We start from the raw sequence: 25,399 nt of genomic DNA, 5'->3' as shown, positions 1-25,399 counted from the left end.
CAAAATTCAAAATTCAGGAGTCAGAATATGGATAAGCAATCCTCTAATTTATCATCTGCCAAACAAGCCCTTCTGCAAAAATGGAAAGAAGGACAATTTAAAACACAGGCTATTCCTAAACGAGCAAACTCAGACTCTGCTCCATTGTCTTTTTCCCAGCAACGATTATGGTTTATTGACCAACTTTATCACGGCAGTTCTTTCTACAATATAATAGCTGCTATTCGTTTAAGGGGTAAACTAAATATCACAGCTTTCCAACAAAGCCTCAACGAAATTCTCAGGCGACATGAAGCATGGCGCACGATTTTTGTCAAAAGAGATGAGGAGGTAGTACAGGTAATTGTAGATAAATTAACCTGGGATTTACCTATTATCAAACTTGAACAGTCATCTGGCAAAGATTGGGAAGCAGAAGTTCAACGGCTAGCAGCTGAAGAAACTCAAAAACCTTTTGATTTAACTAAATTACCACTTGTCAGAGCAACTTTAGTGCAAGTTAGCGAGCAAGAGCATATTTTTCTGTTCAATATGCACCACACTGTTTCAGATGGATGGTCTATTGGTGTATTTGTACAGGAATTAGCAACGCTGTATGCTGCATTTACCAAAGGTTTACCCTCACCGTTACCGGAACTTCCGATTCAGTATGGAGACTTTGCAATTTGGCAGCGCGATCGCTTGCAAGGCGAACTGTTGAGAACGCAACTAAATTACTGGAAGCAACAACTAGGAGGAGAGCTACCTATACTTCGGTTGCCAACAGATCGTCCACGACCTAATGTCACTACTTTTGTAGGCAAAAAACACTACTTTAAATTTCCTAAAAAATTAACAGAAGCACTCAACAAATTTACTAAACAAGAAGAAGCTTCTTTGTTTATGATTCTACTGGCAGCTTTTAACATATTGCTTTACCGCTATACAGAACAAGAAGATATCCTCGTCGGTACGCCAATTGCTAACCGTAATCGTCCTGAATTAGAAGGTATAATTGGCTTTTTTGTCAATACATTAGTTATGCGTACAGACTTAAGTAACAACCCTAATTTTCGTGAACTTTTAAGTCGGGTACGCGATGTTACTCTTGGCGCTTATGGCCATCAAGATTTACCTTTTGAGAAACTGGTAGAGGAATTACGACCAAAGCGAGATTTAAGGATAAATCCCCTGTTTCAGGTGATGTTTGTTCTGCAAAATACCCCAATGCCAGCACACGAGGTTTCTGGTTTAACCTTGAGTCCTTTGGATGTCGATAGTGGGACAGCAATGCTTGATATACTGTTGTCTATAGGTGAATACGATCGGGAAATAATCGGCTTTTTAGAATACAATACAGATTTGTTTGACTCGACAACTATTGCCCGATTAGTTAATAATTTTCAAACTTTATTGGCAAGCATTGTTACCAATCCCCAACAGTGTATTTCTGAACTACCCTTATTAAGTAACGATGAGCAACAAATACTAACAGAGTGGAATAATACTACAAAAAATTATCCCCAAGCGACTCTCCATGAATTATTTGAACAGCAAGTTAAACGCTCACCTCATGCTTTAGCATTAATCGATCGCTCGGAACAGATAACCTTTGAACAGCTAAACCAAAGAGCCAACCAACTTGCACATTACTTACAAAACTTAGGAGTCACTACAGAAACCCGCGTTGCCATTTCTCTAGAACGTTCTATTGAATTCGTCATTGGGATTTTAGCGATTTTCAAAGCTGGAGGGGTTTACGTTCCTCTCGATCCAAATTATCCTAGTAACCGTCTAGCTTTCATGCTGGCTGATTGCCAAGCACATCTATTAATAACTCAACAAAAAATATTAGAAAAGCTGAATAAATCGGCTGCACTACCTGCTAGAGTTGTTTGTCTAGATGTTTATCAAGATATTCTGGCACAAGAATCTTTTGAGAATCTTGTTAGCAATACAATACCAGATAATCTAGCGTACATACTTTATACTTCAGGTTCTACAGGAACTCCCAAAGGTGTGCTTGGCAATCATAAAGGTACAGTCAATGGTTTGAACTGGCTATGGGAAACTTACCCACCCGCAGCTGATGAAATGGGTTGTCATAAGACTGCCATTAGCTTCGGAGATTCTCTCTGGGAGATTTTCGGCCCTTTATTGCAAGGGTTGCCAGCAGTAATTATTCCTGATGCGATTGTCAAAGATACTCGCCTTTTTCTAGAAACCCTTGCTCAATATAAAGTGACGCGCATCATACTTGTGCCATCATTACTGCGGCTACTTTTAGAAAGTTACAGCGAGCAAACTAAAAATCTATCGCACCTCAAAATTTGGACTACAAGTGGAGAAGCACTGCCTCTGGATTTAACGCAAACTTTTTATAAATTGATGCCGTCGGCGAAACTACTCAACTTTTATGGCTTATCTGAAGTTTCTGCCAATGTTATATGCTATGACACAAGTTTGTTACCAGAGAAAGCAACTAGCGTTTTCATTGGTCGTCCCATAAATAATACACAGGTTTATGTGTTAGACCGTCATTTGCAACCTACTCCGGTAGGAGTTTTTGGCGAACTACATATTAGTGGAGTTCCTTTATCAAGAGGCTATTGGCAGCGTCCGGATCTCAACCAAGAAAAGTTTATCGATAACCCTTTTATACCAGGAAGTAAGCTTTATAAAACTGGTGATTTAGTACGTTATCTAAATAATGGTGAACTTGAGTATTTAGGACGCAGGGACAATCAAGTAAAAATTAGAGGCTTCCGGATTGAACTAGGGGAAATTGAAGCAGCGATCGCTCAACATCCTGCTGTCCAACAAGCGGCTGTCATTGTCCGCAACCATGCTCAAGGTGGTGACTATCTTGTGGCATATGTGGTCACTAGTGAACAAAACTTAATCCCGTCACTGCAAAGCTACCTGAAAGAGAACTTGCCAGATTACACGATCCCGTCAGCCTTTGCGATTTTAGATGCACTCCCACTAACACCGAGTGGGAAAGTAGATAGGCGATCGCTTTTATCCCTAGATGATGTTCAACCCAATTCTACGGCATCCTTTGTTGCTCCCCGCGATCATTGGGAACTATCTCTGGCGCAGATTTGGGAAAATCTCCTTCAGACAAATCCGATCGGTGTCACAGCCAACTTTTTTGACTTGGGTGGTCACTCGCTATTAGCAGCACGTTTAATGGCTCAAATTAACGAGCGTTTTGGGCAACAACTTTCTTTATCTGCCCTTTTCCAAGGTGCGACAATTGAGCAGTTGGCTAAGACTATCCGACAACAATTTAGCTCGGGTTCAGGTTCTCCTCTAGTCGCAATTCGGTCTTCAGGTACCAGAAATCCTTTCTTTTGCGTACATCCAGCTGGAGGCAGCATCATCGCCTATCCAAACTTAGCCAGTAAACTGGATGCAGAACAGCCATTTTACGCTCTGGAACAAAACCCTATCCAGCAGCAGCCGGAAGTTATTTCTATAGAGCAGACAGCTACTGCTTATTTAGAGGAAATTCGTGCTGTACAGCCAGAAGGGCCTTATCTTTTGGGGGGTTGGTGTTACGGTGGGATCGTTGCCTTCGAGATGGCGCAACAACTACAAAGGCAAGGTCAGACAGTTAGTTTACTTGCCGTGTTTGATGCCATAATACCGGACAGTCCAATCCAACCAGCTGATGATGATGATGCCAAATATATAGTTCGTGCAGCCGAGTCAATAAAATACTTATTTGGCATAGATGTGGCAATCTCCTATGAAGAAGCCCTACCACTGTCACCAGATGAACAATTCAAGCTATTGTTAAAACAACTTAACATCGTCAGTGACGCAGAAATACAGCAACACCTTTGTAGTTACAGGCTTTTCAAGGGTCATGCTCAAGCTATACGAGATTATGTCCCGCAAGTATATACCAGTAAAATTACTTTGTTTAAAGCTAAAGAGACAATTCCACACCATTTTCAAAGTCCGGAGTTGTATAGTGATGACCCGTTGTTAGGTTGGGGCAAATGTTCTGTCCAACCAATTGACGTGATTGAGGTTCCTGGCAACCATTTTTCGATGTTTACTGACACTCATATTCAACAGTTGAGTAAAGAATTGAGAAAAGCTATCAATAAAATCGCTTAAGCTGTATGATATTTACTTAAGGTTGACTAAATTTGAATTTTGGCTGTCATAAGACATTGGGTGCCAGACATCTACTTTCCTGTCTTGAAAATAGGCGCAGGAGATTATCATGCTGGGTTATAACAATGTCATTCCCCTATGCCATTTTCAAAAAACAGAATGTATTAAAGATAATTCTATGCAATAGTCATCCCAGCCCGCACCATACATCGCACTCCAATGACTAACACTCAAAGCCTGAATAAACTTGGATTACTCGCGAGTTTGTACATATCACAGTACATTCCGATTATGTTTCTTTTGGAAGCTTTGCCAGTGTTCCTGCGTCAGCAAGGAGTGAGTCTTGATGCTATCGGTTTACTTTCACTGCTGGCTCTACCGTTGATTCTGAAATTTCTGTGGTCTCCTCTGATTGATAGTTATGGCTTTACTCGCTGGGGACATTACCGATTTTGGATTATCTGCTTTCAACTCTTAGTTGCTGCTCTGACGGTTGTTTGTGCCTTTTTTGATATTCAGGCAAACTTTACTGCTTTGTTAGTTTGTGTATTACTAATATGTCTGTTTGCTTCAAGTCAAGATATTGCTACAGATGCTTTGGCAGTGGGGTTATTGGAACCAGAAGAGCGAGGTTTAGGGAATGGAATACAAATTTCAGGCCACTCTCTTGGTGCAATCATTGGCAGTGGTGGAATGCTCATCTTACTCAATTACTGGGGATGGAGAACGACTCTGCTGATTTTAGCGGCAATGGTGGTGTTAGCTCTGATTCCCGTACTGCGACATCAAGAGAAACAAATACGAGATGTGAAAGAATCACAGACCTCAGGAATTATCAAAAGTTATTTCAGGACTTTTATCAACCCCTACCGTCATCCGAGAACATGGAGTTGGTTGCTGATTCTGTCGCTATATTTGGCGGGTGGCAATATGGCAAACACGATGTTTCGTCCATTGTTGGTAGACATTGGGCTGTCTTTAGCAGACATCGGTTGGTTAATGGGAGTTGTGAGCCACAGTGCGGGATTCATTGGTGCGATCGCAGCTGGTTTTTTGATTGCACCTTTAGGACGGAAGCGATCGCTGATTTTATTTGGCTTGCTTAATGCGATTGCCATGACAAGTTACTTTTTACCAGCCTTTGGTATCACTAATTTGCCAATACTTTACCTAGTAGCTATAAGTGTGCAAATAACTCTTAATGCAGGAGCTACTGCTTTGTTTACCATCATGATGGATAAGAGTCAATTAGCAACTGCTGGCACAGATTTTACTGTTCAAACCTCATTCATTTACTTTGGTTCTATCGGTGCTTCAGGTATCAGTGGTTTGCTAGCCCAGATAGTTGGCTACAAGGGAGTATTTGCGATCGGTATCAGTATTACTCTCCTTGGTATCATACTAATTAACAAAGTCTTTGCCAGTACTGAAACTCAACAGCGATCGCCACTTGTATTTAAATAAAACTTATATTTAGTTTTCGCTATCGCTGTGTCGTTGAGTAGTTGTATTTACGAGGAAACTAAATGTTTCTAAACTTTGAAAGCATTAATAACTTTTTTCATTCTCAAACTGTTTTTTTTACAAAATGCATAAATAAAACTTTTGGTCGCATTATAGTTCACATTTGAAACACACGGTCATAATTTGATTCATAGCATAAGAGGATGTTTGAAAAGTCCTCTTCTTGGTAGCAAAAGGTTTTAGACCCCCCTAAAATCACAGCCAACCACTTTTCAAACAACCTCTAAGATGATGGATTGACTGAAAACCTTGAAATTACGTTAAACTTTGGTCACGCTCGCTATAGTTGAAAATTTGGTTATGCAGGGGGTAAAATCACACAAAGTCTTATAAGTTATTAAGATTGGATGGAGTTATTAATTTTTCTCAAATTTTCAAAGTTTCAAATAAAATCTGATCTAAAAATAGTTTTTTACTAAGACACATATGATATAATTTATTTCAGTGAAAACAACAACTAAGATAAAAAAGCTTCCTTTCTTAGTTCCAATATAATTCACTTGTCCCGACTTCAAGGGTAACTAATAAAGTCAACTACCCTAAAGCAATGTATTCATTGAGAAAATTTATAGTATATCAGTTAAATATAAGTAGAAAATAACTGGATTACTAAAAATAACTAAACCTCAGCTTAGAGAATATAGGCTAAATAATAATTTTTTGACGAAAGCATTATTTTCCAGTATTTAGTAAAAAAGTAAAAATTATTTTTACTTCAACCTCAATCAAATAAATATTAAATAAGAATAATTAGTATGATTTGAATGATTGATTCCTCTTTAAAAGTTTTACATATTGCTGAAAATACATAAAATATTGACAATATTTTATCTAAAAATAATCACCAATTCATAATAGTAATGAAACCACTTCAAGGGCCAAAAACTCCTCCTGTATTACAGATTATTCGATTGATGTCTGACCCTCTTGGGTATCTAGAAACCATAAGTAAACGTTATGGTGACATCTTCACCTTATCATTTATTTTTGATGCACCCACAGTCTTCGTTAGCCATCCAGAGGCAATTAAAGAAATTTACACCAATAAAAATATTGTAGCCGCAGGAGAGTTAAACAGAAATGCTGCTCATGTCTCAGGAGAAAAAGGAATACTCCAGATCGATGGCTTAAAACACAAACATCGGCGTCAGATTATGTTGCCAGCTTTTCATAGTACGCAAGTCCAAGCTTATGGACAACGTATTTATGACCTGACAGATGAAATCATAAGTAAACAGATAATTGGCAAACCCTTCTCAGCTTACGATACGATGAAAGTCTTTACCTTGAAGGTAATTTTGGAAGCTGTGTTGGGCTTGTCTGAAGGAGAACGATACGAACAACTAGAGAAAGAACTACATTCTTTGCTAAATTCTGAGCAATATCCCTTCTTGGAACTGTCTGCATCCATACCGTTTCTGCAACGTGATTTTGGTTCATGGAGTCCTTGGGGCTATTTTCTTGGCATCAAGCAGCGATTACAGAAACTGCTTTATGCCGAAATTGACAACTGCCGCCAACAAGAAGATTTTTCTAGCAACAATCTCCTTTCATTACTGGTTTCGGCTCGAGATGAAGCAAATGAGCCTTTAAGTAATGAAGAGATACACGATCTTATGCTTGCACCTCTATTTGCTGGAAGTGATGCAGCTGCAACAGGCATTTGCTGGGCTTTGTACTGGACTCATCATCTCCCCGCAGTCCGGGAAAAATTGCTCCAAGAACTCGACTCTCTTGGAGAGTCACCAGATATTATGAGTATCGTCCGCTTACCTTACCTCAGTGCTGTCTGCAATGAAGCCCTCAGACTCTACCCGACTCAGGTATTTGCTTTTCCACGACGAGTAGAATCAACAGTTGAGTTAATGGGCTATGAATTGAGTCCTGGTACAGTAGTAATTCCCAATATTTATCTGACTCATCAACGTGAGGATTTATACCCAGATCCCAAGCAATTTAGACCAGAGCGATTTATAGAAAAACAATTCTCTGCCTACGAATTTTTACCGTTTGGTGGTGGTGAGCGTTACTGCATAGGTGCTAGTTTAGTTATGTTAGAAATGAAACTAGTATTGGCAAAGATTCTTTCACGGTATCAACTAAAATTAGCCAATCAGCAACCAGAGCGACCCAAGCGCGATGGTCTTAACTTCCCTCCTGCCAGTGGCTTGAAAATGGTTTTGCTAGGACAGCGCTCAGAAAGCATCAGCAAATCATTACCAACATTTGCTACTAATCGCTAACTGCTGTTAGATAAAGCAGTGTATAGCTGGCATCATTTTTCAACCAGAGAGGACTGAATTATACTCAAATTTATTAAGAGTAAAAGTTTTTGAGTCAAGGTTTTCTCGTGATAACCAAAACTAATTTTGTTGCATAGAGCTAATATTACTGAATTGATTAAGACTAATACAACTGGGCATATAGTTGTTATTTCTAAAATTGATAATTTCGTTAATTATTAGCTTGAGAATACAATTTTTTCTGTGAGTCTTAGACTGCGATCAACAGTAAGCTAAAAGTAAAAAACTTTATGGTCAATATCATCGACAACCAAGAACATTCATATTGCTTAATCCAAATTGGTGAAGAAGTTACTGTACAAGATACTCAAAATTATCTTGCTCGATTTACACATCTCGTCGATCATCAGGAGCGCATAGGCTTTGCTTTTCAATACCTGGGTGCTAAACCTCGAAAAACAAAAGCTGGCGAAAAAATGGAAAGTGATTGGCTACGTATGCACAAGAAAGAACTTGAAAAATATTGCTTGGGTATAGCTATGATTACTTCTCCTAGTTTGGAGTCATTCTTAAAACGAATAATCTTGAAAGGAGCTGGTAAGCGTGTATTTGGATGTGATTGCGAACTTTTCTATAATTTGGATAAAGCAGAAGAGTGGTTTATGATTCGTAGGCAAAGTAGCTCCGAAGTATTCTAGAAGTGATATTTTCAGGTTTTTATTTTATGATAATTCATCCAATTTTCTCACCTGAAAATATCTTTAGAAAAAATATTGACATCCTTGGCTTTAGGATTTTTCTATGATTGACTTGCAAAAGTTGGGCTAATTTATTTTTTGCATATCTATGTGAATTTATAAAACTTTCGGTTTGATTTTGTCCAACCCTGATTTTAATACCTCTAATTTTACTTCTAGATAATTTATTTTTCTATTACCACTTAGCTTTATCTTTAGTTTGATTTTGAACACCAAAGTATTAACTTTCTCTCTGTAAGTTTGAATATCCAAGAGTTGGCCGGCGTCAAATGCCATCGCACCAGCTTAGTTTACTAAAAATTACCAATTCAGAATACCGATGACACTACCTCAAGGGCCAAAAACTCCAGCTTTATTAATCAATGCTAAATTCGCCTCCGATCCTTTAGGCTATATGAATAGTCTTGCCAAGGATTATGGTGATATCTTTACCATAAATTTTGGTCAAACACCAACAGTTTTAGTCAGCAACCCAAACGGAATTAAGCAGATTTTTACCAAAACGAAGGAGATTACATCTCCAGGCAAGTTACAAAAAATTGTAGCTCCTTTGATAGGGAACAATGGATTACTTCTACTTGATGGACTACGCCACCAACATCGACGGAAACTGATGATGCCTGCTTTTCATGGTGCGCGTATCCATTCCTACGGACAGCAAATCTGTGAACTGACAAAAACAGTTATCAAAGAACAAGCTATTGGTCAACCTTTTTTACTATTCCCTACTATCCAAACTATTACCCTACAGGTATTGATAAAAGTTTGGTCTGGTTTGCATAAAGGAGAACGTTACCAACAACTTACACAAGCAATTCCGGCTTTGCTAAATTTCGCCAGAACTCCTTTATGGGAAATCTTTGCATCTTTACCCCCATTACAACGAGATTTAGGTCGGTGGAGTCCGTGGGGATACTTTCTTAGTCTCCAACGACAATTGGATGATTTGTTGTATGCAGAGATTAACGAACGCCGCCAAAAATCAGACCAGCCTCCCACTAACCTGCTTTCTGAACTTATATTGGCTCGTGATGAAACAGGTGAACAGCTAACAAATCAAGATATGCGGGATCTCTTTCTCACATTACTACTCGGTGGTCGGGATGCAGCAGCCACGGCAATTTCTTGGTTATTATACTGGACTCATCATCTGCCTACAGTCCGTGAGAAATTGCTCCAAGAACTAGATAGCCTTGGTGAATCTCCAGATCCTATGAGCATTGTTCAATTGCCTTACTTAAATGCTGTCTGCAATGAAGCACTACGACTTTATCCAACTCAGGTAATTACATTACCAAGGTTAGTGGAATCTCCAATTGAAGTAATGGGTTATGAGTTAAATCCAGGTACATTGTTAAGAGTTTGTATTTATTCAACACATCAGCGTGAAGACTTGTATTCACAACCTCAAGAATTTAAGCCAGAACGCTTCTTAGAAAAACAATTCTCTGCTTATGAATTTTTACCTTTTGGTGGGGGTACTCGTCGCTGTCCTGGCGAAGCTTTAGCTATGTTTGAAATGAAGCTGGTATTGGCAACAATATTGTTGCATTATCAGCTATCTTTAGCTTCACAAGAGCCAGTAAAACCAGAACGTCGCGGTGCAAATTTTCCTCCTGCTTCGTTAAAGATGATAATACTTAGTCAGCGTCAAAAACAAGAGCGATCGCCAGAGTTACTCACCAAATTAATTTAGTATGTTAGCATCCATCTATCTAATTGATATATCTAAATTGAATCAGATTTTTATAGTATTTATAATCCGATATATTTTTAGTAATTTGCTAGGTTCGCATGAATTTATTTAACTTAATTACCTTTCGGCTTTTGAAGTAATTGCTCAGCAATTTTAATTCCCTCTTCGCGCTCAACGAACTAATTATGAATGCACATCTTTCTGCTCGTGAATTGCGCTTGTATAACGAAAACAATATCGACTCTTTACCTCAACTTCAGAATTTATCTCCAAGTGATATTCTAGCAATCAAATTAGTATCTCAAGTACTTCCATTCCGAACCAATAATTATATAATTGAAGAACTAATTGATTGGCATAATGTCCCTGACGATCCTATTTTTAGATTAACATTTCCACACCAGGATATGCTAGCATTTGAAGATTTCAACTATTTAGTCAAATTACTAGAAAAAGGTGCTACGAAAAAAAACATCAATGAAGCTGCTAACAAAATTCGCTCCCACCTAAATCCTCACCCTGGTGGACAAAAAGAGTACAATGTACCTTCTCTTAACTCTGAGCCAGTACCTGGTATTCAACATAAGTATCCAGAAACTGTTTTAATTTTTCCCACTGCTGGACAAACTTGTCATGCTTACTGCACATTTTGCTTTCGTTGGCCTCAGTTTGTTGGGACAGAAAACTGGAAATTTGCTACTCGTGAATCAGGGCAATTTCAAGAATATATCAAGCAGCATCAACAGATAACAGATATTCTTCTTACTGGTGGCGACCCTATGACAATGAAAGCTTGGCAACTGGCTCTTTATATTGAGCCATTATTAGGCCTAGGATTCGAGCATATTCAAACTATTCGTATTGGTACAAAATCGTTAGCCTACTGGCCTTATCGATTTGTAACAGACCCTGATGCTGATGAAATTTTGCGTCTATTTGAAAAGGTCGTTCAGATGGGCAAGCATTTGGCTATTATGGGTCACTACAGCCATTGGAAAGAACTCGAAACTCCAATTGCCCAAGAGGCTATTCGACGTATTCGGTCTACGGGGGCACAAATTCGTACTCAGAGTCCTTTAGTTCGCCACATTAATGATAGAGAAGACGTTTGGATAAAAATGTGGCAAACACAAGTTCGTTTAGGCTGTATTCCTTACTATATGTTTGTAGAGCGGCAAACTGGGGCAAAAGATTATTTTGAAATACCACTATTTCATGCCTGGGAAATTTTTCAGAAAGCAATTCAAAAAGTATCTGGCTTAAGCCGAACTGTTCGAGGTCCTGTGATGTCTGCATTGCCTGGTAAAATAATTATTGATGGTATAGCTGAAATTAATAATGAAAAACTTTTTGTGCTTTCGTTTATGCAAGCTCGCAATTCTAATTGGTGTAAGCGCCCATTTTTCGCTAAATATGATCCATCAGCAACTTGGCTAACATCATTGACACCAGCTTTTCAAGAAGACAAGTTTTTCTATGAAAGCCAACTTAAAGAAATGCTTACTACTCAATTAATTAAAATTTAAAAATATAAGCCTTTTTGAAGAATTCATCTTTAAGTTAGGGTATTTAATCATTTGTAAAATAGGTTACAAATTTTATTCATAAAATTAGAAATCTCTAGCCAAATTTTGAGGAAATGATTTTACTATCATCCTCTGGTTCTGAATATTTAGCGTCCTATTATTTGGAGAAGGTTATATGAGTGTTTGTATCAATGGAGAATTCTTCAATGCTAATGATGCGAAAATTTCTGTATTCGATCACGGTCTTTTATACGGTGATGGAGTATTTGATACTATTGCTGCTGTTAATGGACAAATCTGGTGGCTTGATGAACACTTAAATCGGCTGCTTGAAGGTTGTAATTCTATCTTTTTAGAACATCCTTGGTCGAAAAGTGAGCTAACAGAGCTTACTCATGAAACGTTTCGTCTAACAGGAGGAGATAGAGGGCGAATTCGTATTACAATTACACGTGGAATTGGTGAGATACCCAGTTACTGTCTTGATAGCTGCCAGCCAAATTTGATTATTTTTGTAACACCTCTTGATTTTCCTCAGGAAAGCACATACTCAAAGGGAATTTCTTTAAAATCTATTAACCATCATCGTGTCTTACCTCAAGTCAAAAATCTTAGTTTTTTACCATCAATTATCGGGTATGAAAATTCCCAAAGAGATGGTTTTGATGATGCAGTGTTTGTGGATGATTTTGGCTATGTTCGGGAGGGAACATCTTGGAATATTTTCCTGGCTACAGAGCAAAGACTGATAACACCAAAAGACTCTATTCTAGTTGGTGTAACCCGGAACAAGGTGATTGAACTTGCAGAAAACTTAGGATTTAGTATAGAGATAAAATCAGTTAAACTTGAGGATTTATACTCAGCTAATGAGATTTTTGTAACGGGCACAACCAAACGAATTATTGGAGTAAATCGTATTGATAATTTTGTTATTAGTAACGGCATTATAGGAGAATATACGCGTACTCTCCTGGGAAAATTTCAGACAATTTTTTATTAAAACAGGTGATTATCTCATCTCAAGTAAAACAATTATTGATAGAGTACGAACGCTCTAAAAATAAACCTCATCGCCACCGTCACTAATTTTGTCAGATCGGCTTGAGTTTCACAGGCTTTGGCTTCGTTCTACTTTGAGAATGACAATATCATTTTTAGCGATCGCTCTCTTCACCAGTTACATATAGTTATTTTGTACTACTCAAAACACATCTCTACTTAGCACTTTTCTCCATTTTAGATGCGTTTGACCTAGCCTAGTTATTGGTTCTCTGTGGGTACTGATTGCCAAGCAAGACGATGTTTCCAGTGCGATGTAAAATTAAGTTGAACTGCTTGCTTAAAGTCCTCCAAAGCTGCTGAAAAAGCTTTCTCTTTTAGCTTTACTGCACCTTCGTTGTTCAACTGTTTAGGGTATTGTGGATTCCATACATATTTTTGACAAGTTTGGTGGGCAATTTCTACATCACTGCCATTTTCAGGATTTTGAAAGATGGGGTGATAATGTAACCTGTTGCAGCAAACTTGCAACCATTCTTGCCAACCACATTGCCACAAGCGGACTGTTCCATCAATACTACCACTAGCAATCCACTGACCATCAGGGCTAAAAGCTGCGGAATTTACCCAATACTCATGTCCGCGCCAAGGTTGACCAATGGGGTTGCCATTAATATCCCACAAACGCACTGTATAATCATTGCTGGCACTGACAATCCACTGACCATCAGGGCTAAAGGCGACAGAATTAACTTCTTTTTCATGTCCGCGCCAAGGTTGACCAATGGGGTTGCCATTAATATCCCACAAACGCACTGTATAATCATTGCTGGCACTGACAATCCACTGACCATCAGGGCTAAAGGCGACAGAATTAACTTCTTTTTCATGTCCGCGCCAAGGTTGACCAATGGGGTTGCCATTAATATCCCATAAGCGCACTGTATAATCATTGCTGGCACTGACAATCCACTGACCATCAGGGCTAAAGGCGACAGAATTAACTTCTTTTTCATGTCCGCGCCAAGGTTGACCAATGGGGTTGCCATTAATATCCCATAAGCGCACTGTATAATCATTGCTGGCACTGACAATCCACTGACCATCAGGGCTAAAGGCGACAGAATTAACTTCTTTTTCATGTCCGCGCCAAGGTTGACCAATGGGGTTGCCATTAATATCCCATAAGCGCACTGTATAATCATTGCTGGCACTGACAATCCACTGACCATCAGGGCTAAAGGCGACAGAATTAACTTCTTTTTCATGTCCGCGCCAAGGTTGACCAATGGGGTTGCCATTAATATCCCATAAGCGCACTGTATAATCATTGCTGGCACTGACAATCCACTGACCATCAGGGCTAAAGGCGACAGAATTGACCCAATTCTCATATTTGCGCTGCGATCGCCCGATGACCCGATCTTGTAGTATTTGATATAGCTCCCACAAACGCACAGTTTGATCGCCACCACTGACAATCAGCTTGCCATCGGGGCTAAAGGCGACAGAATTAACCTGTCCTTCATGTCCCCGCCAAGGTTGAGTGATGGGGTTGCCATTGATATTCCACAAGCGTATTGTCCGATCGCAGCTACCACTAATAATAAAATTGCCATCAAGGCTAAACGCTACAGAATTTACATGTCCTTCATGCCCGTGCCAAGGTTGACCGATGGGATTACCTTGTATGTCCCACAACCGCACTGTAGAATCACTGCTACCACTGACAATAAACTTGCCATCGGGGCTAAAGGCGGCACAAATAATTTTGGCCTCATGTTTGTGCCAGGGTTGAGTGATGGTGTTACCTTGTAAATCCCACAAACACACCGTTCCGTCAAAACCAACACTGACAATAGAATCCCCATTTGGGCTAAAGGTGACGGAAATAACTCCTTCTTTGTGTCCAGACCAAGGTTGAGTAATGGCGTTACCTTGTAAATTCCACAAACACACCGTTCCGTCAAAACCAACACTGACAATAGAATCGCTATTTGAGCTAAAGGCGACGGAAATAACTCCTTCCTCATGTCCCTGCCACGGTTGAGTAATTAGATTACCTTGTAGATCCCATAAACACAAAATTCCGTCAATACTGCCACTAACAATAAACTTGCCATCAGGGCTAAAGGCTAGACAATTAACCTCTTGCTCATGCCCACACAAAAATTGAGCAGTAGGATTGTCAATGATATTCCACAAGCACACCGTAGAATCGCTACTGCCACTAGCAATAAACTTGCTATCAGGACTAAAGGCTACACAATTAACCTCTTGCTCGTGTCCGCGCAAGCTATTTGCCTCTGTCGGTGTGTTCATTGCTTCCTTTAAGCTTCCCAAAACAGGAGCTAGAAGCTGGTTTGGGTATTTTTCTAGATTCTCACCCATTGTTTGAATTGCCAGTACCAAACCCTCTAGTGGTTGGACAGGAAGTAAATTTAACACCCTGGCGGATTGCTCGCGCAGTTTTAATTCAGTCAGTGCAAGGTTTAACTTTTGAATCTCTTGTTCCTGGCGATCGTGCGATCCAATACTAGCATTGATAAATTGATTAGCTTGTTCGTCTAAATAACCAAACGTTTGCTCTTTTAGTTCTTGATAAGTCTTTGTTTTCAAAACCAAATTTGCAATATTTTCCCTTTGCCATAGTCTATCTAAGGTGTATGCCAGAAGTGGTAAATAATCATTTTTTTGGTGAAAATCATGAATAATTTGCTCAACTAGTCCTTGTTCAAAGGTAACGCCATTTCTAGCAGCAGGTTCAGCGATCGCTAACTTTAATTCTCCATGACTCATTCTAGTGAGTATACGACTATAGCGATCGTGAATCTTCGCAAGTTGGGGATACTCACTAAATCTATCCAAAAAACCAGATTGCATTGTTAAAACAATTTTGACAGAGCTATCCTGCTGCTGGAGCAGTTGAAATAAACTAGCAACAAATTTATCGCGTTCCGGCTTTTGAGTTTTCGTAAACAGTTCTTCAAATTGGTCAATAAAAATCAAAACGCACTGATATTCTTGTTTGAGGAATGTAAGAATTTTAATTAGAGTATTTTCTCTGATTTCTCTAGCAATATCCGCTATTTTTGATTTTTTCCCATAAGTAGAAGCCAGGCACTGATAAAGAGATTTAAAAGGATTTTCATCTGGGTGAAAACTTATATTAATTAACGAATTATTATAAGATCCTAAATAAGGAATTAAACCTGCCCGAATCAATGATGATTTGCCACTATCTGATGCTCCTAAAAGCAAGAGTACATTCTCTTTTTTTAAGCGATCGCCCAGATTAGCAATCCACTTCTCCCGACCAAAAAATTTGTCTTTATCTTTAATTTGAAAAGTTTTTAGTCCTAAGTAGGGAGAGTCTGTTTTAAGTGGACGACAATGAATGTCCTCAAAATTACTGTCAGAAAAAAAGTCGTATTCAGAAATACATTGGACATTACACCCAATATTTATATCGCCTTCAGAACTGTTAACCATCTTATCTCCTTACTTTTGGACATCTCTGGCTAAATCTTTACCTCAGTTATAGTTCCTCGGCTAATCTTTGTAAGTAACTCAACAAAATTAATTACCGAAAAAAGGCAGAAGGCAGGTGGTCACTGAATCTCGACTCACTTCGACGCCGCTCAGTGCAAGTCGCTCGATTTTTGCGTAGTCGTTGGCGCAGCCTCTCCGACAGAAGAAGTGAGGCAGAAAGCTTGTTAGAGATCCAACGCCTTTTTCAGGAGCAGCAGGTAGATCGAGTAGTAGTAGATATAGCTCCTAGCGGTCATACTCTCAACTTGTTTGGATTGATGGACTTTTTAGACACTTTCCTCCACTCTCTTGAATTGTTTCAAGAAAAGCATCGGGATGCCAATCAAGTAATTCCAGCTTTTGGTGTTGCGTCCACCGGTGTGTTGCACAGCTAACTCACCGTTGTAATAAAATAAGATGCATTTTACCTGGTTCAAGCTAGAGATTTTGTGAGAAGGTGACCATCCAAAACCAGGCTAAGTTGCCCATTGGCAAGAATGCTAGTTCCTTGGATATAAGCAGGAACAGGGATTGCTTCCCCTAGAGGATGGATCGCAGAAGATTGTTTGCCAATGATGCAATCTACTTCTAAAGCACATCGTTTGTCTAAGTAACGAAATACTAATAAAGGCTTATCTTGCTTGAAAGCATTTAGTGTATCTGTGCTGTAAGTAGTAACTGAGGTGGGAAGCTGGTTAGGACAAGTCAGCAGATCAGTCAATAAGTGGATAGGGACGAGCATTTCTGTTGTTAGATCCTCATCAGTACAACCAAGGAAGCCACTGGTGCCAGAAGACTGCAAAAATAACATACGTCCCGCTTGAGTTTGAATGATTTGTTCGGACTGGGATAGACAAATCTGTTCTATAGAATCGGCAATAAATGCATAGACTCTGGAGTTAACTTGACAGACGATAAGTTGAGCAATTTTTTGATCGAGGGGAATTTGGAGCGAGAAGGCTGTACCATGTCCAGCTTTAGACTTCAATACTATTCTTCCCTGAATAGCCGTTAATTGCTTGCAAACCTCAGTTAATTCTACTCCTAACTCTAAGGCAGCGCGATCGCATAAAACAGATGAAACCTCTGGTTCAAGTACCAGTTCTTGTAAAATATCCCCTGGTTTTGTCAGGGCGAGTCCTTGGGCTGAAGCTTGTTGATAGATTTGAGATAAGTTAAGTCCTGCGCCATCATCACAGCCATCAATAATCAGTTGATTTCCCTGCTGGTAAACCTGAATTTCAATAATACCGTTGCTATTTTTACCTAGCTGTTGGCGTATTTGGGAAGATTCAATACTTTGCTCTAGTAAATAGCAACTTATATGCAACAGGAGAGCATGGAGGCGATCGCTAAATGCCCGATCGACTTGGATATCGCTAACTTGTAAATGTAGTCTAGCAGACTTATCTTGTAGAGCTTGTAACTGAGACCAAAGCCGATGCAAGGATTCTAAGGCTACTTTTAAAGGAATAGTTGTAACTGTTTTGACTAAATTGGCAGAATGGTTAATTAACTTTTCCTGCTGTATGAGTTCTTGTTTGAGCTGATGATGATTGTTATTCAGCGAATGAACAGTTGATGCCACCTGAGACGCTTCAGCCAAAACAGATTGCAGAGTACTGTATAATTGCTGAGAACGAGAAGCAGCTAGAGGAGAAAGGGTATCTGAAATTGCTGCTAAACGTCCTGACCATTCCTGTAGATTATCCAGCAGGTGTTGTAATCGTTTAACTTGTCGGAGCAACCGCCCGATCGTATGTTGCTGTTGTTCTTCTTGACAGGCTTGCTGATTATACGTAGTTAATAATGTTGCAATTAGCGCGTTTAGTTGTTCGAGATGCTTAATATTGATGGGTGTGGTGGTTGGAATACTTGTTGCAAGAATGGTAGAAATCGATTCTTGCAAAGAGAGTGGATGGCGATCGCGAACAGATTTAACTAGGGATGCAACAGAAGTTTCAGTAGGCTGGGAAAAATCCCCCAACCAAGGATGAAAATCTTCTTCCCCATACTCCTTCGGGTTTGCTAGTTCCCCTACATTGATGGGAAGCTCCTGGGTATCTACCTGAAGAAGGCTGCCAGACTGGGGACTAGTTTCATCTATTAGTTCCCTGTCAAGACTTTCCTTGTCTTTAACCATAACTTGCTCTGGTAGAGCCGCAGAAGATTCTACCTTGACCAAGCGATCGCCAAACTGAATAACTGGTTGATATTCCTGCAATTGCTCTATGGATGTCTCAAGGTTTGTTTCCTGGGGGATAACGCTTTGTTGGCGATCGCCAAACTCTGCTTGTAGATGAGCAACAATGACAGACATCCGCTCCAGAATTTCTACTTCGTCAATTTGCGAGGCTGTTAAAAATGCCATCAACAGCATCTGTAGGCAATCTAATCCTTCCGACAATAGGGAGGCGATTGGGGCGTTGACAGTTGCCCGATACTGATGCAGAAGTTGAAAAATCTCTTCTAGTGCAGCCGCAACTATGGCAATGGCATCTAACTCAGCTGCTATGGCAATCGAATGCAGAGAGCGAGCAGCTTCCATGAGAGCCAAAGCTGTACCAGGGTTACTGTCTTTTGTATAGTTAGGCAACTCCTGCTCCAAGAACAGTAACAAATCGATCGCTTCTTCTAAAAAGCGATCGTCGTTCTGCGGTTGGGGGACAAAATCGGTACTCATGAACGCAACTCTCAGTTTCTATGGGGTTTGTGAAAATTCTATGGCTTCGACATTAGACTTCTTACAGAAGTGGGGAAAAGGGTAAGGGGTAAAGGGGAAAGGCTAATAAAAACCCTTTTCCCTTTAACCTTATTAGACTTCTTCCAGAAGTGGGGAAAAGGGTAAGGGGTAAAGGGGAAAGCTGCTCATAAAAACCCTTTTCCCTTTAACCTTTTCCCTTTCCCCCCTATGAGCAAAAGTTACTTTTGCTCATAGGTCTATTGATTTGAGGGTACAAGCAGCGATGTCAGCGATCGCTTTGAATTGCTCGTGGATTTGCGCGATTGACTCCAGCCCCGCACTGATTTGGCGATCGCACGGTTCGATAGCAGAAGCAACGTCTGTTGCTGCCACCTGGAGTTCCCGGAACCATTCTTCTATATTTAAGGTGCTGTCGCGGGCTTGACGGGCGAGAATTTCCACCTGTTCGGCAGCAGCTAGCAAACCTTGTTCCCGATCGCTAGCTTTTGTTGCTTCAATCGCTGTATTCAGGGACAAAACCTGAATTTTGGTACTCAAGCCTTCCACAAGATGAACAAAGCCAGAAGCTTGCTGGCAAAATTCACCAAGGTATTGCAGCTGTTTATTAGTAATAGCAACAGTATCTTGAATAGACATTAAATGCTCGTTGGCAAGTTCGGCGATTCTTACTCCTTCTTCTACAGCCTGGCTCACCTGCTGAAATGGCACTAGTAACTGTGAGCGATCGCCGGATTCAGCCTTTTGCTGTTTAGCAGGTGGAGCTATTATTTCAGCCCAGCGCAAGTTAATTGTCAACATCATTCCTACTTGTTGTAGCAAACTGCGCTCTGCTTCCTGCCATTGTCGGGGTTGAAGGCAATGATGAATAACTAACAAACCCCAAGGCTGTTGTTTGACAATCAAGGGCAAGCACAGGCTAGCTTGCACTTGAAAGCGTTGCCAAAACTGCTGTTGGCGGGGAGTTAATTCTAATACTTCAGTTAGGTTGCCCTGCAAGTGTTGTCCGTCGCCAGCATTGGTAGTAACAAATACATTTATCGGTAGGGATTGGTTGAGCAGGGATGTCCAACCCGCTTGTATAGCTTCAGCGATCGCTCGACTGCGATTATCTTCCTCAAAACGATAAATCAGAACGCGATCGGCGTTAAGAATATCTCGCAGGGCGGTGACTGTAACCTCCAAAAGTGCGGTTTGATCTTTTGTCTGCTGCATTTGCCGATCGATGGCCGCAAGTTGTTCTTGCTGGAGTTGAAAAGCCCCTCGAACATTTTCATCATTGTCACTGGGCGAATCTTTAGCCAAAGCTTGGATAAAAGCTTCGATTTGACTTACCTTCTGCTGCAATTGAGCGACCTTTGGCCCCTTAGCAGATTGAAAGACTGCTTTGATTAGAGCCACATTAGCCAAAATTTCTTCTATCTGGATTTCATTTTCAACAGGCTGGGTTTCAGAATTAGGGTCTAAGGTTGCGATCGTCACAGAAAACTCCTTGGCAGCATCAAGTTAAATCAGTGGGTTTGCCATTGCAATGTTTGGGCGATCGCTCTGGTGTCTAAAATCCAGCGATCGCCTGGCAGAATACCTCGAACAAAATTTAGTAGTTTGTTTGGGGAAAAGTCGGTTGGTGCCGATTGTGCTTGCTGTAAATCCTGCCACTCTACATCGTAGACATGAGCCACCAAAAACCCGATGACCTGATTTTGCAATTCGAGAACCAGAACCATTGGCTTTTCTGGTCGTGACTGCCGCTTCAAAAGCGGCGCATAACCAAGCAAATGTTCCAAATCAATCAGGCGCAGCATCTGTCCTTGCCAATTATAGAAACCTAAAATCCAACTTGGTAAGGCCGGGGCTGGGGAAATTTCTTGGCTAGCCAGATGAATAATGTCCTGTATTGAGTCAAATGGTAGCAATCCACTTCCTTGATTCCCCAAAGAAAAACGGAGAAATTTTTGCCGTTGTTCGCCTGATATCAGCCCAGGAGCCAAGGTTGGGGTTGTTCCGGGCAACCCCAACTTATCAGCCAATATCTGGCTCATACCAAAAAGAAGTACTTTGAGTGGTTCCTCGTTTGGTGCTACAGGCAAAACAGCCATGTGGCTCACACAGCTTAACTCCGCTACTTGCCGATAAGACCACGGCACCGGACGCACACTTTCTAAAGGAATATCGATTAAGGCAGGAGGCTTGTCCACAGGAATGCCACAAATTTCCCCAGTCCGGGTTTGAGTCAGAAGTAAGAAGCGCCCTGAAGTGTCAACCGCAGGGAGAACTTGATGCGCCTGTTGGCCTTGTACTTGCTGAATGAACTTCTGACGCAAGTCCACAACCGTAATGGTTTGCGCTCCCAAATCAACCATCCCGATACCACTTTCAACCGTACTACTAATAGGGGGACAAGCCATCACCTTGAGAACTGCCCCAACTGGCAGGGCAAATAAATAGTCTGCGATCGCAAAAACAACGACTCGTAATGAGTCGCGCTCGCTCACAGCGCCAGATAATCGCTTAAACGGAAAGGGAGTGTTAAGCATAAATACTAATTCGTAATTCGTAATTCATGAAGAAGGGGAAAGGGGAAAGGGTAAAGGGGAAAGGGGAAGGGGTAAAGGGGAAAGATTTTATTATTTTGATGACTGATTTATAGATTGAATTTGATTAGATAGCATACGGCTCAACTCTATAGCTTGATTAGAAAGTTGTGTATAAGTTGGTTGGTCTAGATAGCCCACTTCTAACGCTACTCTTAAAAGACTGCGAACTTCACCAGCAGACCCTTTAGCAATATTTAGAAAGTTTAAGTATTCTTTGCGAGAATATCGTTCAAATCCTTCTGCAATATTTGTAGGTATTGATACGGATGCACGTCTTAACTGATCTCTTAAACCAAAGTCTCTACTCAGTTCACCTTCCTTAGTCCTTAAGTATATTTGCTTAACTAAGTCAATACCTTTTTGCCATACTTTTAAATCCTCAAAAGTTTCAATTTTTTTCCTTTCCATTCCTTCCCTTTACCCTTTCCCCTTTCCCCTTACCCCTTACCCATTAACCAGTTCAGCGATCGCGGCTAGAAAGCTCTGTTCTGAATAGGGTTTGGTCAGGTAAGCTTTCGCCCCTAGAGCTAAAGCTAATTGGCGGTGCTTCTGTCCGCTACGAGTAGTCAGCATCACCACAGGAATCCCGGACAAACGCTCGTCTTGGCGATGGTGTTCTAAAAACTCAAATCCATTCATACGCGGCATTTCAATGTCACAAATCACTAAATCGACATCACTGTGTTGCACCAATTGAGCGATCGCCTCTCGACCATCGCCTGCTTGCAACACTTGATAATCGGCTTTCTGGAGCGTCTGCACCAAACTTTGTCTTTGTACAACCGAATCTTCCACGACTAACACTGTCAGTCGGTTAGGTTGAGCAACGGCTGTATTGACTTCCATCGGCTGTTGCTGCGGTTGCGTTATAGTTGCGGATTGCTGCGCCTCTAGAGCAAGAACAGGCTCAGGTGCGGGCAATATTGCAAGACTTGATGCCGGGGAAGTTGGCATCATATCTGTCTCCCAGGTTTGCCGAACTAACTCCAACGGGTCAACGATTAGGGTCAGACTACCATTTCCCAACACGCTGTAGCCTTGGATGTAACTAGGTAAAGTTAGGACTCTACCGAGGGACTTAATTACTAATTCCTGCTCGACTAAAATCTGATCGACTTGCAAACACAGGTATTGATGCTCTGTTTCCAATAGCAGCAGAGGTTCGACGGTGTTCCGTTGTTTGACTGGAAAAGGACTTAGGTTTAAATTGTGGTCTTGGGTGAATAAAGGATATTTGTAATCCAGCAAATTCGCAAGCGAGCAGATGGGAACTAGTTGCAGACTTTGCCCTTCTCCCCACTGCCAGAATTTTTGGCTGCCTTGCCCGTGTAAAGATTGCTGGACTTGAATTTGCTCTGGCTGTGGTAATAAAACCTGGCTAACTCCTTCAGACAGCAATCCATAAGTAATACCTTGAGATTGACAAACGAGCAAGCGTGCCGTTGTCAAGCTCAGAGGCAATTGCAAGATGAAGGTGGTTCCCTGCCCTGAAATCGATCGCACCACAATCGAACCTTGTAAAGCTTGCAATTGAGTGCGAACCACATCTAAGCCGATACCACGGCCAGATAACTCACCAATCTGCTTGGCGGTAGAAAAGCCTGGTTCAAATAATAAATCTGCCAGTTGGTCTTCTGAGGCGTAGGCGGCTTGTTCGGGAGTCAGTAGATGTTTTTCTATACCGCGCTGACGAATAGATTCCCAGTTAAAGCCTCGACCATCATCCCGTACCTCAATAGTAGTGCGGTTGCCTTGATGATAGGCTTTAATTGTAATCGTTCCGGTTTCTGGTTTACCCTGCTGGCGGCGGATTTCTACTGGTTCAATGCCGTGATCGAAGGCATTACGAATCATGTGCAGCAAGGGATCGTACAACTGCTCAGAAATGGCTTTATCCACCAGTACCTTCGTACCGCCAAGCTTGAGTTCAACAGGTTTATGATAAGTTGCTACCATCTGTTGCAGCAGCCGGGGTAATCGATTCAACACTGTTCCCAGTGGAACCATTCTGGCTTGCAGTAAATCTTCCTGCGCTCCTGAAAGCAGTTGCTTGCGCTTGCCAAGACTGAAGCGAGATTGCTGAACTAAGCCATTAACAGCCTCAATCCGTTCTCCTAATTGCACCATGTCTTCTGTAAGATTTTGCAGGAGAATGTGCAACTCGCTATAGTTATCCATTTCTAAGGCATCAAAATTGGATTGTGCCTCGGTAGTTGGAACTGAGCGGGGAGAGCCATGTATATGTCGCTGCTTGCGTTCGGGAAGCAGCAGATGTCGATCCGACCAAGTAAAAACTTTACTAAGTTGTTGTTGACAGTACAAAAACTGTAGTAGAGTGTCTTGGGCTGCTTTGTGGATGTGGTTAGATTGCAGGTTTTGTTGGTTTTCGCTGATTAGCAATTCCCCAATTGTATGACTGAGGCGATCGAGTTGTTCTATCGCTACTCGGATACTGGGAAGTGATGCCGATGACTGAGCCTGGAGGCTTGGCGCTGGTGGTGGAGAGGCTGGCCGATCTGAGTCTGAGTATCGGCAGGATGTCTGTGGATCTCCGATCCAGATTGACTGTAAAATCCGATCTATGGCAGAGGGGGCTACTACCGAATCCTGAGAAATAGGTGCCAGTACCTCCGGTGTTTTCGGTACGGAGTTATCAGTCCGCTTCGGGAAAAACGACCAAATTGATTCCGCTTCGCTGGCACTGAGGAGGGGAGATGGCTGATTCTCAGTTGTAGTCGTTTGTGTGGGTTGGGCAGCGATCGCAACTGGCTGTTCTTGCGGTTCTAGGACAGGAGTAGTTAGTCGTGCCCATTCTCGCAATTGTGGAGATATCTCTCCCCCTTGAATGCGATCGCCTGTAAGTACTGCTGCTTGAGCCGCTTTAAAATTTTCTAAAGCCACCTGAGCGATTTGCAGTACTTTGTCTGGATGTGCTTTGAGCGCGTTTAGGGTCGCCTGGGCAATTTCTTCCAATCCAGATAAGCCATAAGATGCTGCGAGTTCGACAAAAAATTCTGCTTGAGAGTTGAGTGTTGTTTGAATTTGTTGCGGATCTTGGCTTTGAATGTCAGTTTCAAGTTGTTGCAAATCCTGGGGTACACTCCCGGAAAAGATTGACTCTACCACATCAAAGCCAAGTTCTTCCGAACTGGGAAGCGGAGCCTCACGACCAAAAAAGTCGCCTAGTTTATGTTGGAGTTGGGCAAAGATTGAGGCAGTGCGATCGAGTATTTCTGCCTCATTGCAGGATAAGCCCATCAAGACTGCACTCAATGGAGTTCGCAGGCACTCATAAGCATCTAGAAGCAAAGCACCCAATTCTGGATCGATTTCCAGTTCTGGAGCGTATAACGCTTGGAATACATCTTCCAAATGATGGGCAATTGTCTGAATAGTTTCTTGCCCAACACTGGCAGCACTCCCTTTGATAGTATGGGCGCTTCGCATTAAGGCATGAACTTTTTCTATTGTTTTTTCATCAAGTAAACCGATCAGATTTTGCTCAATGGTTTGCAACAACTCTGCCGCTTCCGCAAGAAAAGCCTGCTCTTGATTACTGGGATCGGGGTTCATAACATATTTTGCGAGATTAGTAGTCTGCCAACCCAAAATTGTTAGGTGAGGGCTGGGAAAAGGGGAAAGGTTAAAGGTTAAAGGAGTAAACATCTTTTCCCTTTCCCCCTTGCCCTTTACCCCGCCAAGTTTCCTTGG

At 41.2% G+C, this 25,399-nt stretch carries 14 protein-coding genes; 8 read left to right on the top strand and 6 right to left on the bottom strand.

Going from position 1 to position 25,399, the window contains the following annotated elements:
- Nucleotides 1-27 precede the first annotated feature (27 nt).
- From ACFG4S_RS13365 to ACFG4S_RS13335, 7 genes are all read left to right on the top strand, one after another.
- A complete protein-coding gene (locus tag ACFG4S_RS13365) occupies nucleotides 28-4,110 on the top strand; it encodes an amino acid adenylation domain-containing protein (protein ID WP_392535259.1) in 4,083 nt (1,360 codons plus the stop codon).
- 291 nt (nucleotides 4,111-4,401) lie between these two features.
- On the top strand, nucleotides 4,402-5,574 hold the full coding sequence (locus tag ACFG4S_RS13360) for an MFS transporter (protein ID WP_392535258.1): 1,173 nt from the start codon (nucleotides 4,402-4,404) through the stop codon (nucleotides 5,572-5,574).
- 920 nt (nucleotides 5,575-6,494) lie between these two features.
- Nucleotides 6,495-7,877 (top strand): cytochrome P450, encoded by a 1,383-nt coding sequence (locus tag ACFG4S_RS13355; RefSeq protein ID WP_392535257.1) that lies wholly within the window; start codon nucleotides 6,495-6,497, stop codon nucleotides 7,875-7,877.
- Between the two features lie 290 nt (nucleotides 7,878-8,167).
- Nucleotides 8,168-8,575 (top strand): hypothetical protein, encoded by a 408-nt coding sequence (locus ACFG4S_RS13350; protein WP_392535256.1) that lies wholly within the window; start codon nucleotides 8,168-8,170, stop codon nucleotides 8,573-8,575.
- Nucleotides 8,576-8,954: 379 nt separating this feature from the next.
- Nucleotides 8,955-10,331, top strand: coding sequence for a cytochrome P450 (locus ACFG4S_RS13345; RefSeq protein ID WP_392535255.1), 1,377 nt, complete (start codon nucleotides 8,955-8,957; stop codon nucleotides 10,329-10,331).
- Between the two features lie 185 nt (nucleotides 10,332-10,516).
- Nucleotides 10,517-11,857 (top strand): KamA family radical SAM protein, encoded by a 1,341-nt coding sequence (locus ACFG4S_RS13340; RefSeq protein ID WP_392535254.1) that lies wholly within the window; start codon nucleotides 10,517-10,519, stop codon nucleotides 11,855-11,857.
- Between the two features lie 175 nt (nucleotides 11,858-12,032).
- On the top strand, nucleotides 12,033-12,860 hold the full coding sequence (locus tag ACFG4S_RS13335) for an aminotransferase class IV (RefSeq protein ID WP_392535253.1): 828 nt from the start codon (nucleotides 12,033-12,035) through the stop codon (nucleotides 12,858-12,860).
- 260 nt (nucleotides 12,861-13,120) lie between these two features.
- Here the strand turns inward: ACFG4S_RS13335 and ACFG4S_RS13330 are convergent, their stop codons facing one another.
- A complete protein-coding gene (locus ACFG4S_RS13330; protein ID WP_392535252.1) occupies nucleotides 13,121-16,351 on the bottom strand; it encodes a hypothetical protein in 3,231 nt (1,076 codons plus the stop codon).
- 152 nt (nucleotides 16,352-16,503) lie between these two features.
- Here ACFG4S_RS13330 and ACFG4S_RS13325 point away from each other — a divergent pair, with 152 nt between their 5' ends.
- Nucleotides 16,504-16,785 carry an ArsA-related P-loop ATPase gene (locus ACFG4S_RS13325; RefSeq protein WP_392535251.1) on the top strand — a complete coding sequence of 94 codons (282 nt, stop codon included), beginning with the start codon at nucleotides 16,504-16,506 and terminating at the stop codon, nucleotides 16,783-16,785.
- A gap of 38 nt (nucleotides 16,786-16,823) precedes the next feature.
- Here the strand turns inward: ACFG4S_RS13325 and ACFG4S_RS13320 are convergent, their stop codons facing one another.
- The 5 genes from ACFG4S_RS13320 to ACFG4S_RS13300 all read right to left on the bottom strand — a co-directional run bounded on the left by ACFG4S_RS13320 (nucleotide 16,824) and on the right by ACFG4S_RS13300 (nucleotide 25,354).
- On the bottom strand, nucleotides 16,824-19,073 hold the full coding sequence (locus ACFG4S_RS13320; protein ID WP_392535250.1) for a chemotaxis protein CheW: 2,250 nt from the start codon (nucleotides 19,071-19,073) through the stop codon (nucleotides 16,824-16,826).
- Between the two features lie 249 nt (nucleotides 19,074-19,322).
- Nucleotides 19,323-20,573: a GAF domain-containing protein gene (locus ACFG4S_RS13315; RefSeq protein WP_392535249.1), complete on the bottom strand. Its 1,251-nt coding sequence runs from the start codon at nucleotides 20,571-20,573 to the stop codon at nucleotides 19,323-19,325.
- Nucleotides 20,574-20,602: 29 nt separating this feature from the next.
- Nucleotides 20,603-21,628, bottom strand: coding sequence for a chemotaxis protein CheW (locus tag ACFG4S_RS13310; protein ID WP_392535248.1), 1,026 nt, complete (start codon nucleotides 21,626-21,628; stop codon nucleotides 20,603-20,605).
- Between the two features lie 90 nt (nucleotides 21,629-21,718).
- Nucleotides 21,719-22,096, bottom strand: a complete 378-nt coding sequence (locus ACFG4S_RS13305) for a four helix bundle protein (RefSeq protein ID WP_194046080.1) — start codon at nucleotides 22,094-22,096, stop codon at nucleotides 21,719-21,721.
- Nucleotides 22,097-22,132: 36 nt separating this feature from the next.
- Complete coding sequence (locus ACFG4S_RS13300) at nucleotides 22,133-25,354, bottom strand: response regulator (RefSeq protein ID WP_392535247.1); 3,222 nt, start codon at nucleotides 25,352-25,354, stop codon at nucleotides 22,133-22,135.
- Nucleotides 25,355-25,399: the final 45 nt, after the last annotated feature.

Origin of the sequence: Nostoc sp. C117 (assembly GCF_043099735.1) — a bacterium.
In the GTDB taxonomy this organism is placed as follows: Bacteria; Cyanobacteriota; Cyanobacteriia; order Cyanobacteriales; family Nostocaceae; genus Nostoc.
The sequence above is the reverse complement of the archived record's forward strand: the minus strand, read 5'-3'. Positions and strand labels throughout refer to the sequence as shown.

Coding starts and splice junctions, on each gene's coding strand:
- ACFG4S_RS13360 (WP_392535258.1), top strand. CDS start 4,402: ATGTTTCTTTTGGAAGCTTTGCCAGTGTTCCTGCGTCAGCAAGGAGTG.
- ACFG4S_RS13365 (WP_392535259.1), top strand. CDS start 28: ATGGATAAGCAATCCTCTAATTTATCATCTGCCAAACAAGCCCTTCTG.
- ACFG4S_RS13310 (WP_392535248.1), bottom strand. CDS start 21,628: ATGCTTAACACTCCCTTTCCGTTTAAGCGATTATCTGGCGCTGTGAGC.
- ACFG4S_RS13330 (WP_392535252.1), bottom strand. CDS start 16,351: ATGGTTAACAGTTCTGAAGGCGATATAAATATTGGGTGTAATGTCCAA.
- ACFG4S_RS13355 (WP_392535257.1), top strand. CDS start 6,495: ATGAAACCACTTCAAGGGCCAAAAACTCCTCCTGTATTACAGATTATT.
- ACFG4S_RS13305 (WP_194046080.1), bottom strand. CDS start 22,096: ATGGAAAGGAAAAAAATTGAAACTTTTGAGGATTTAAAAGTATGGCAA.
- ACFG4S_RS13320 (WP_392535250.1), bottom strand. CDS start 19,073: ATGAGTACCGATTTTGTCCCCCAACCGCAGAACGACGATCGCTTTTTA.
- ACFG4S_RS13300 (WP_392535247.1), bottom strand. CDS start 25,354: ATGTTTACTCCTTTAACCTTTAACCTTTCCCCTTTTCCCAGCCCTCAC.
- ACFG4S_RS13340 (WP_392535254.1), top strand. CDS start 10,517: ATGAATGCACATCTTTCTGCTCGTGAATTGCGCTTGTATAACGAAAAC.
- ACFG4S_RS13350 (WP_392535256.1), top strand. CDS start 8,168: ATGGTCAATATCATCGACAACCAAGAACATTCATATTGCTTAATCCAA.
- ACFG4S_RS13335 (WP_392535253.1), top strand. CDS start 12,033: ATGAGTGTTTGTATCAATGGAGAATTCTTCAATGCTAATGATGCGAAA.
- ACFG4S_RS13345 (WP_392535255.1), top strand. CDS start 8,955: ATGACACTACCTCAAGGGCCAAAAACTCCAGCTTTATTAATCAATGCT.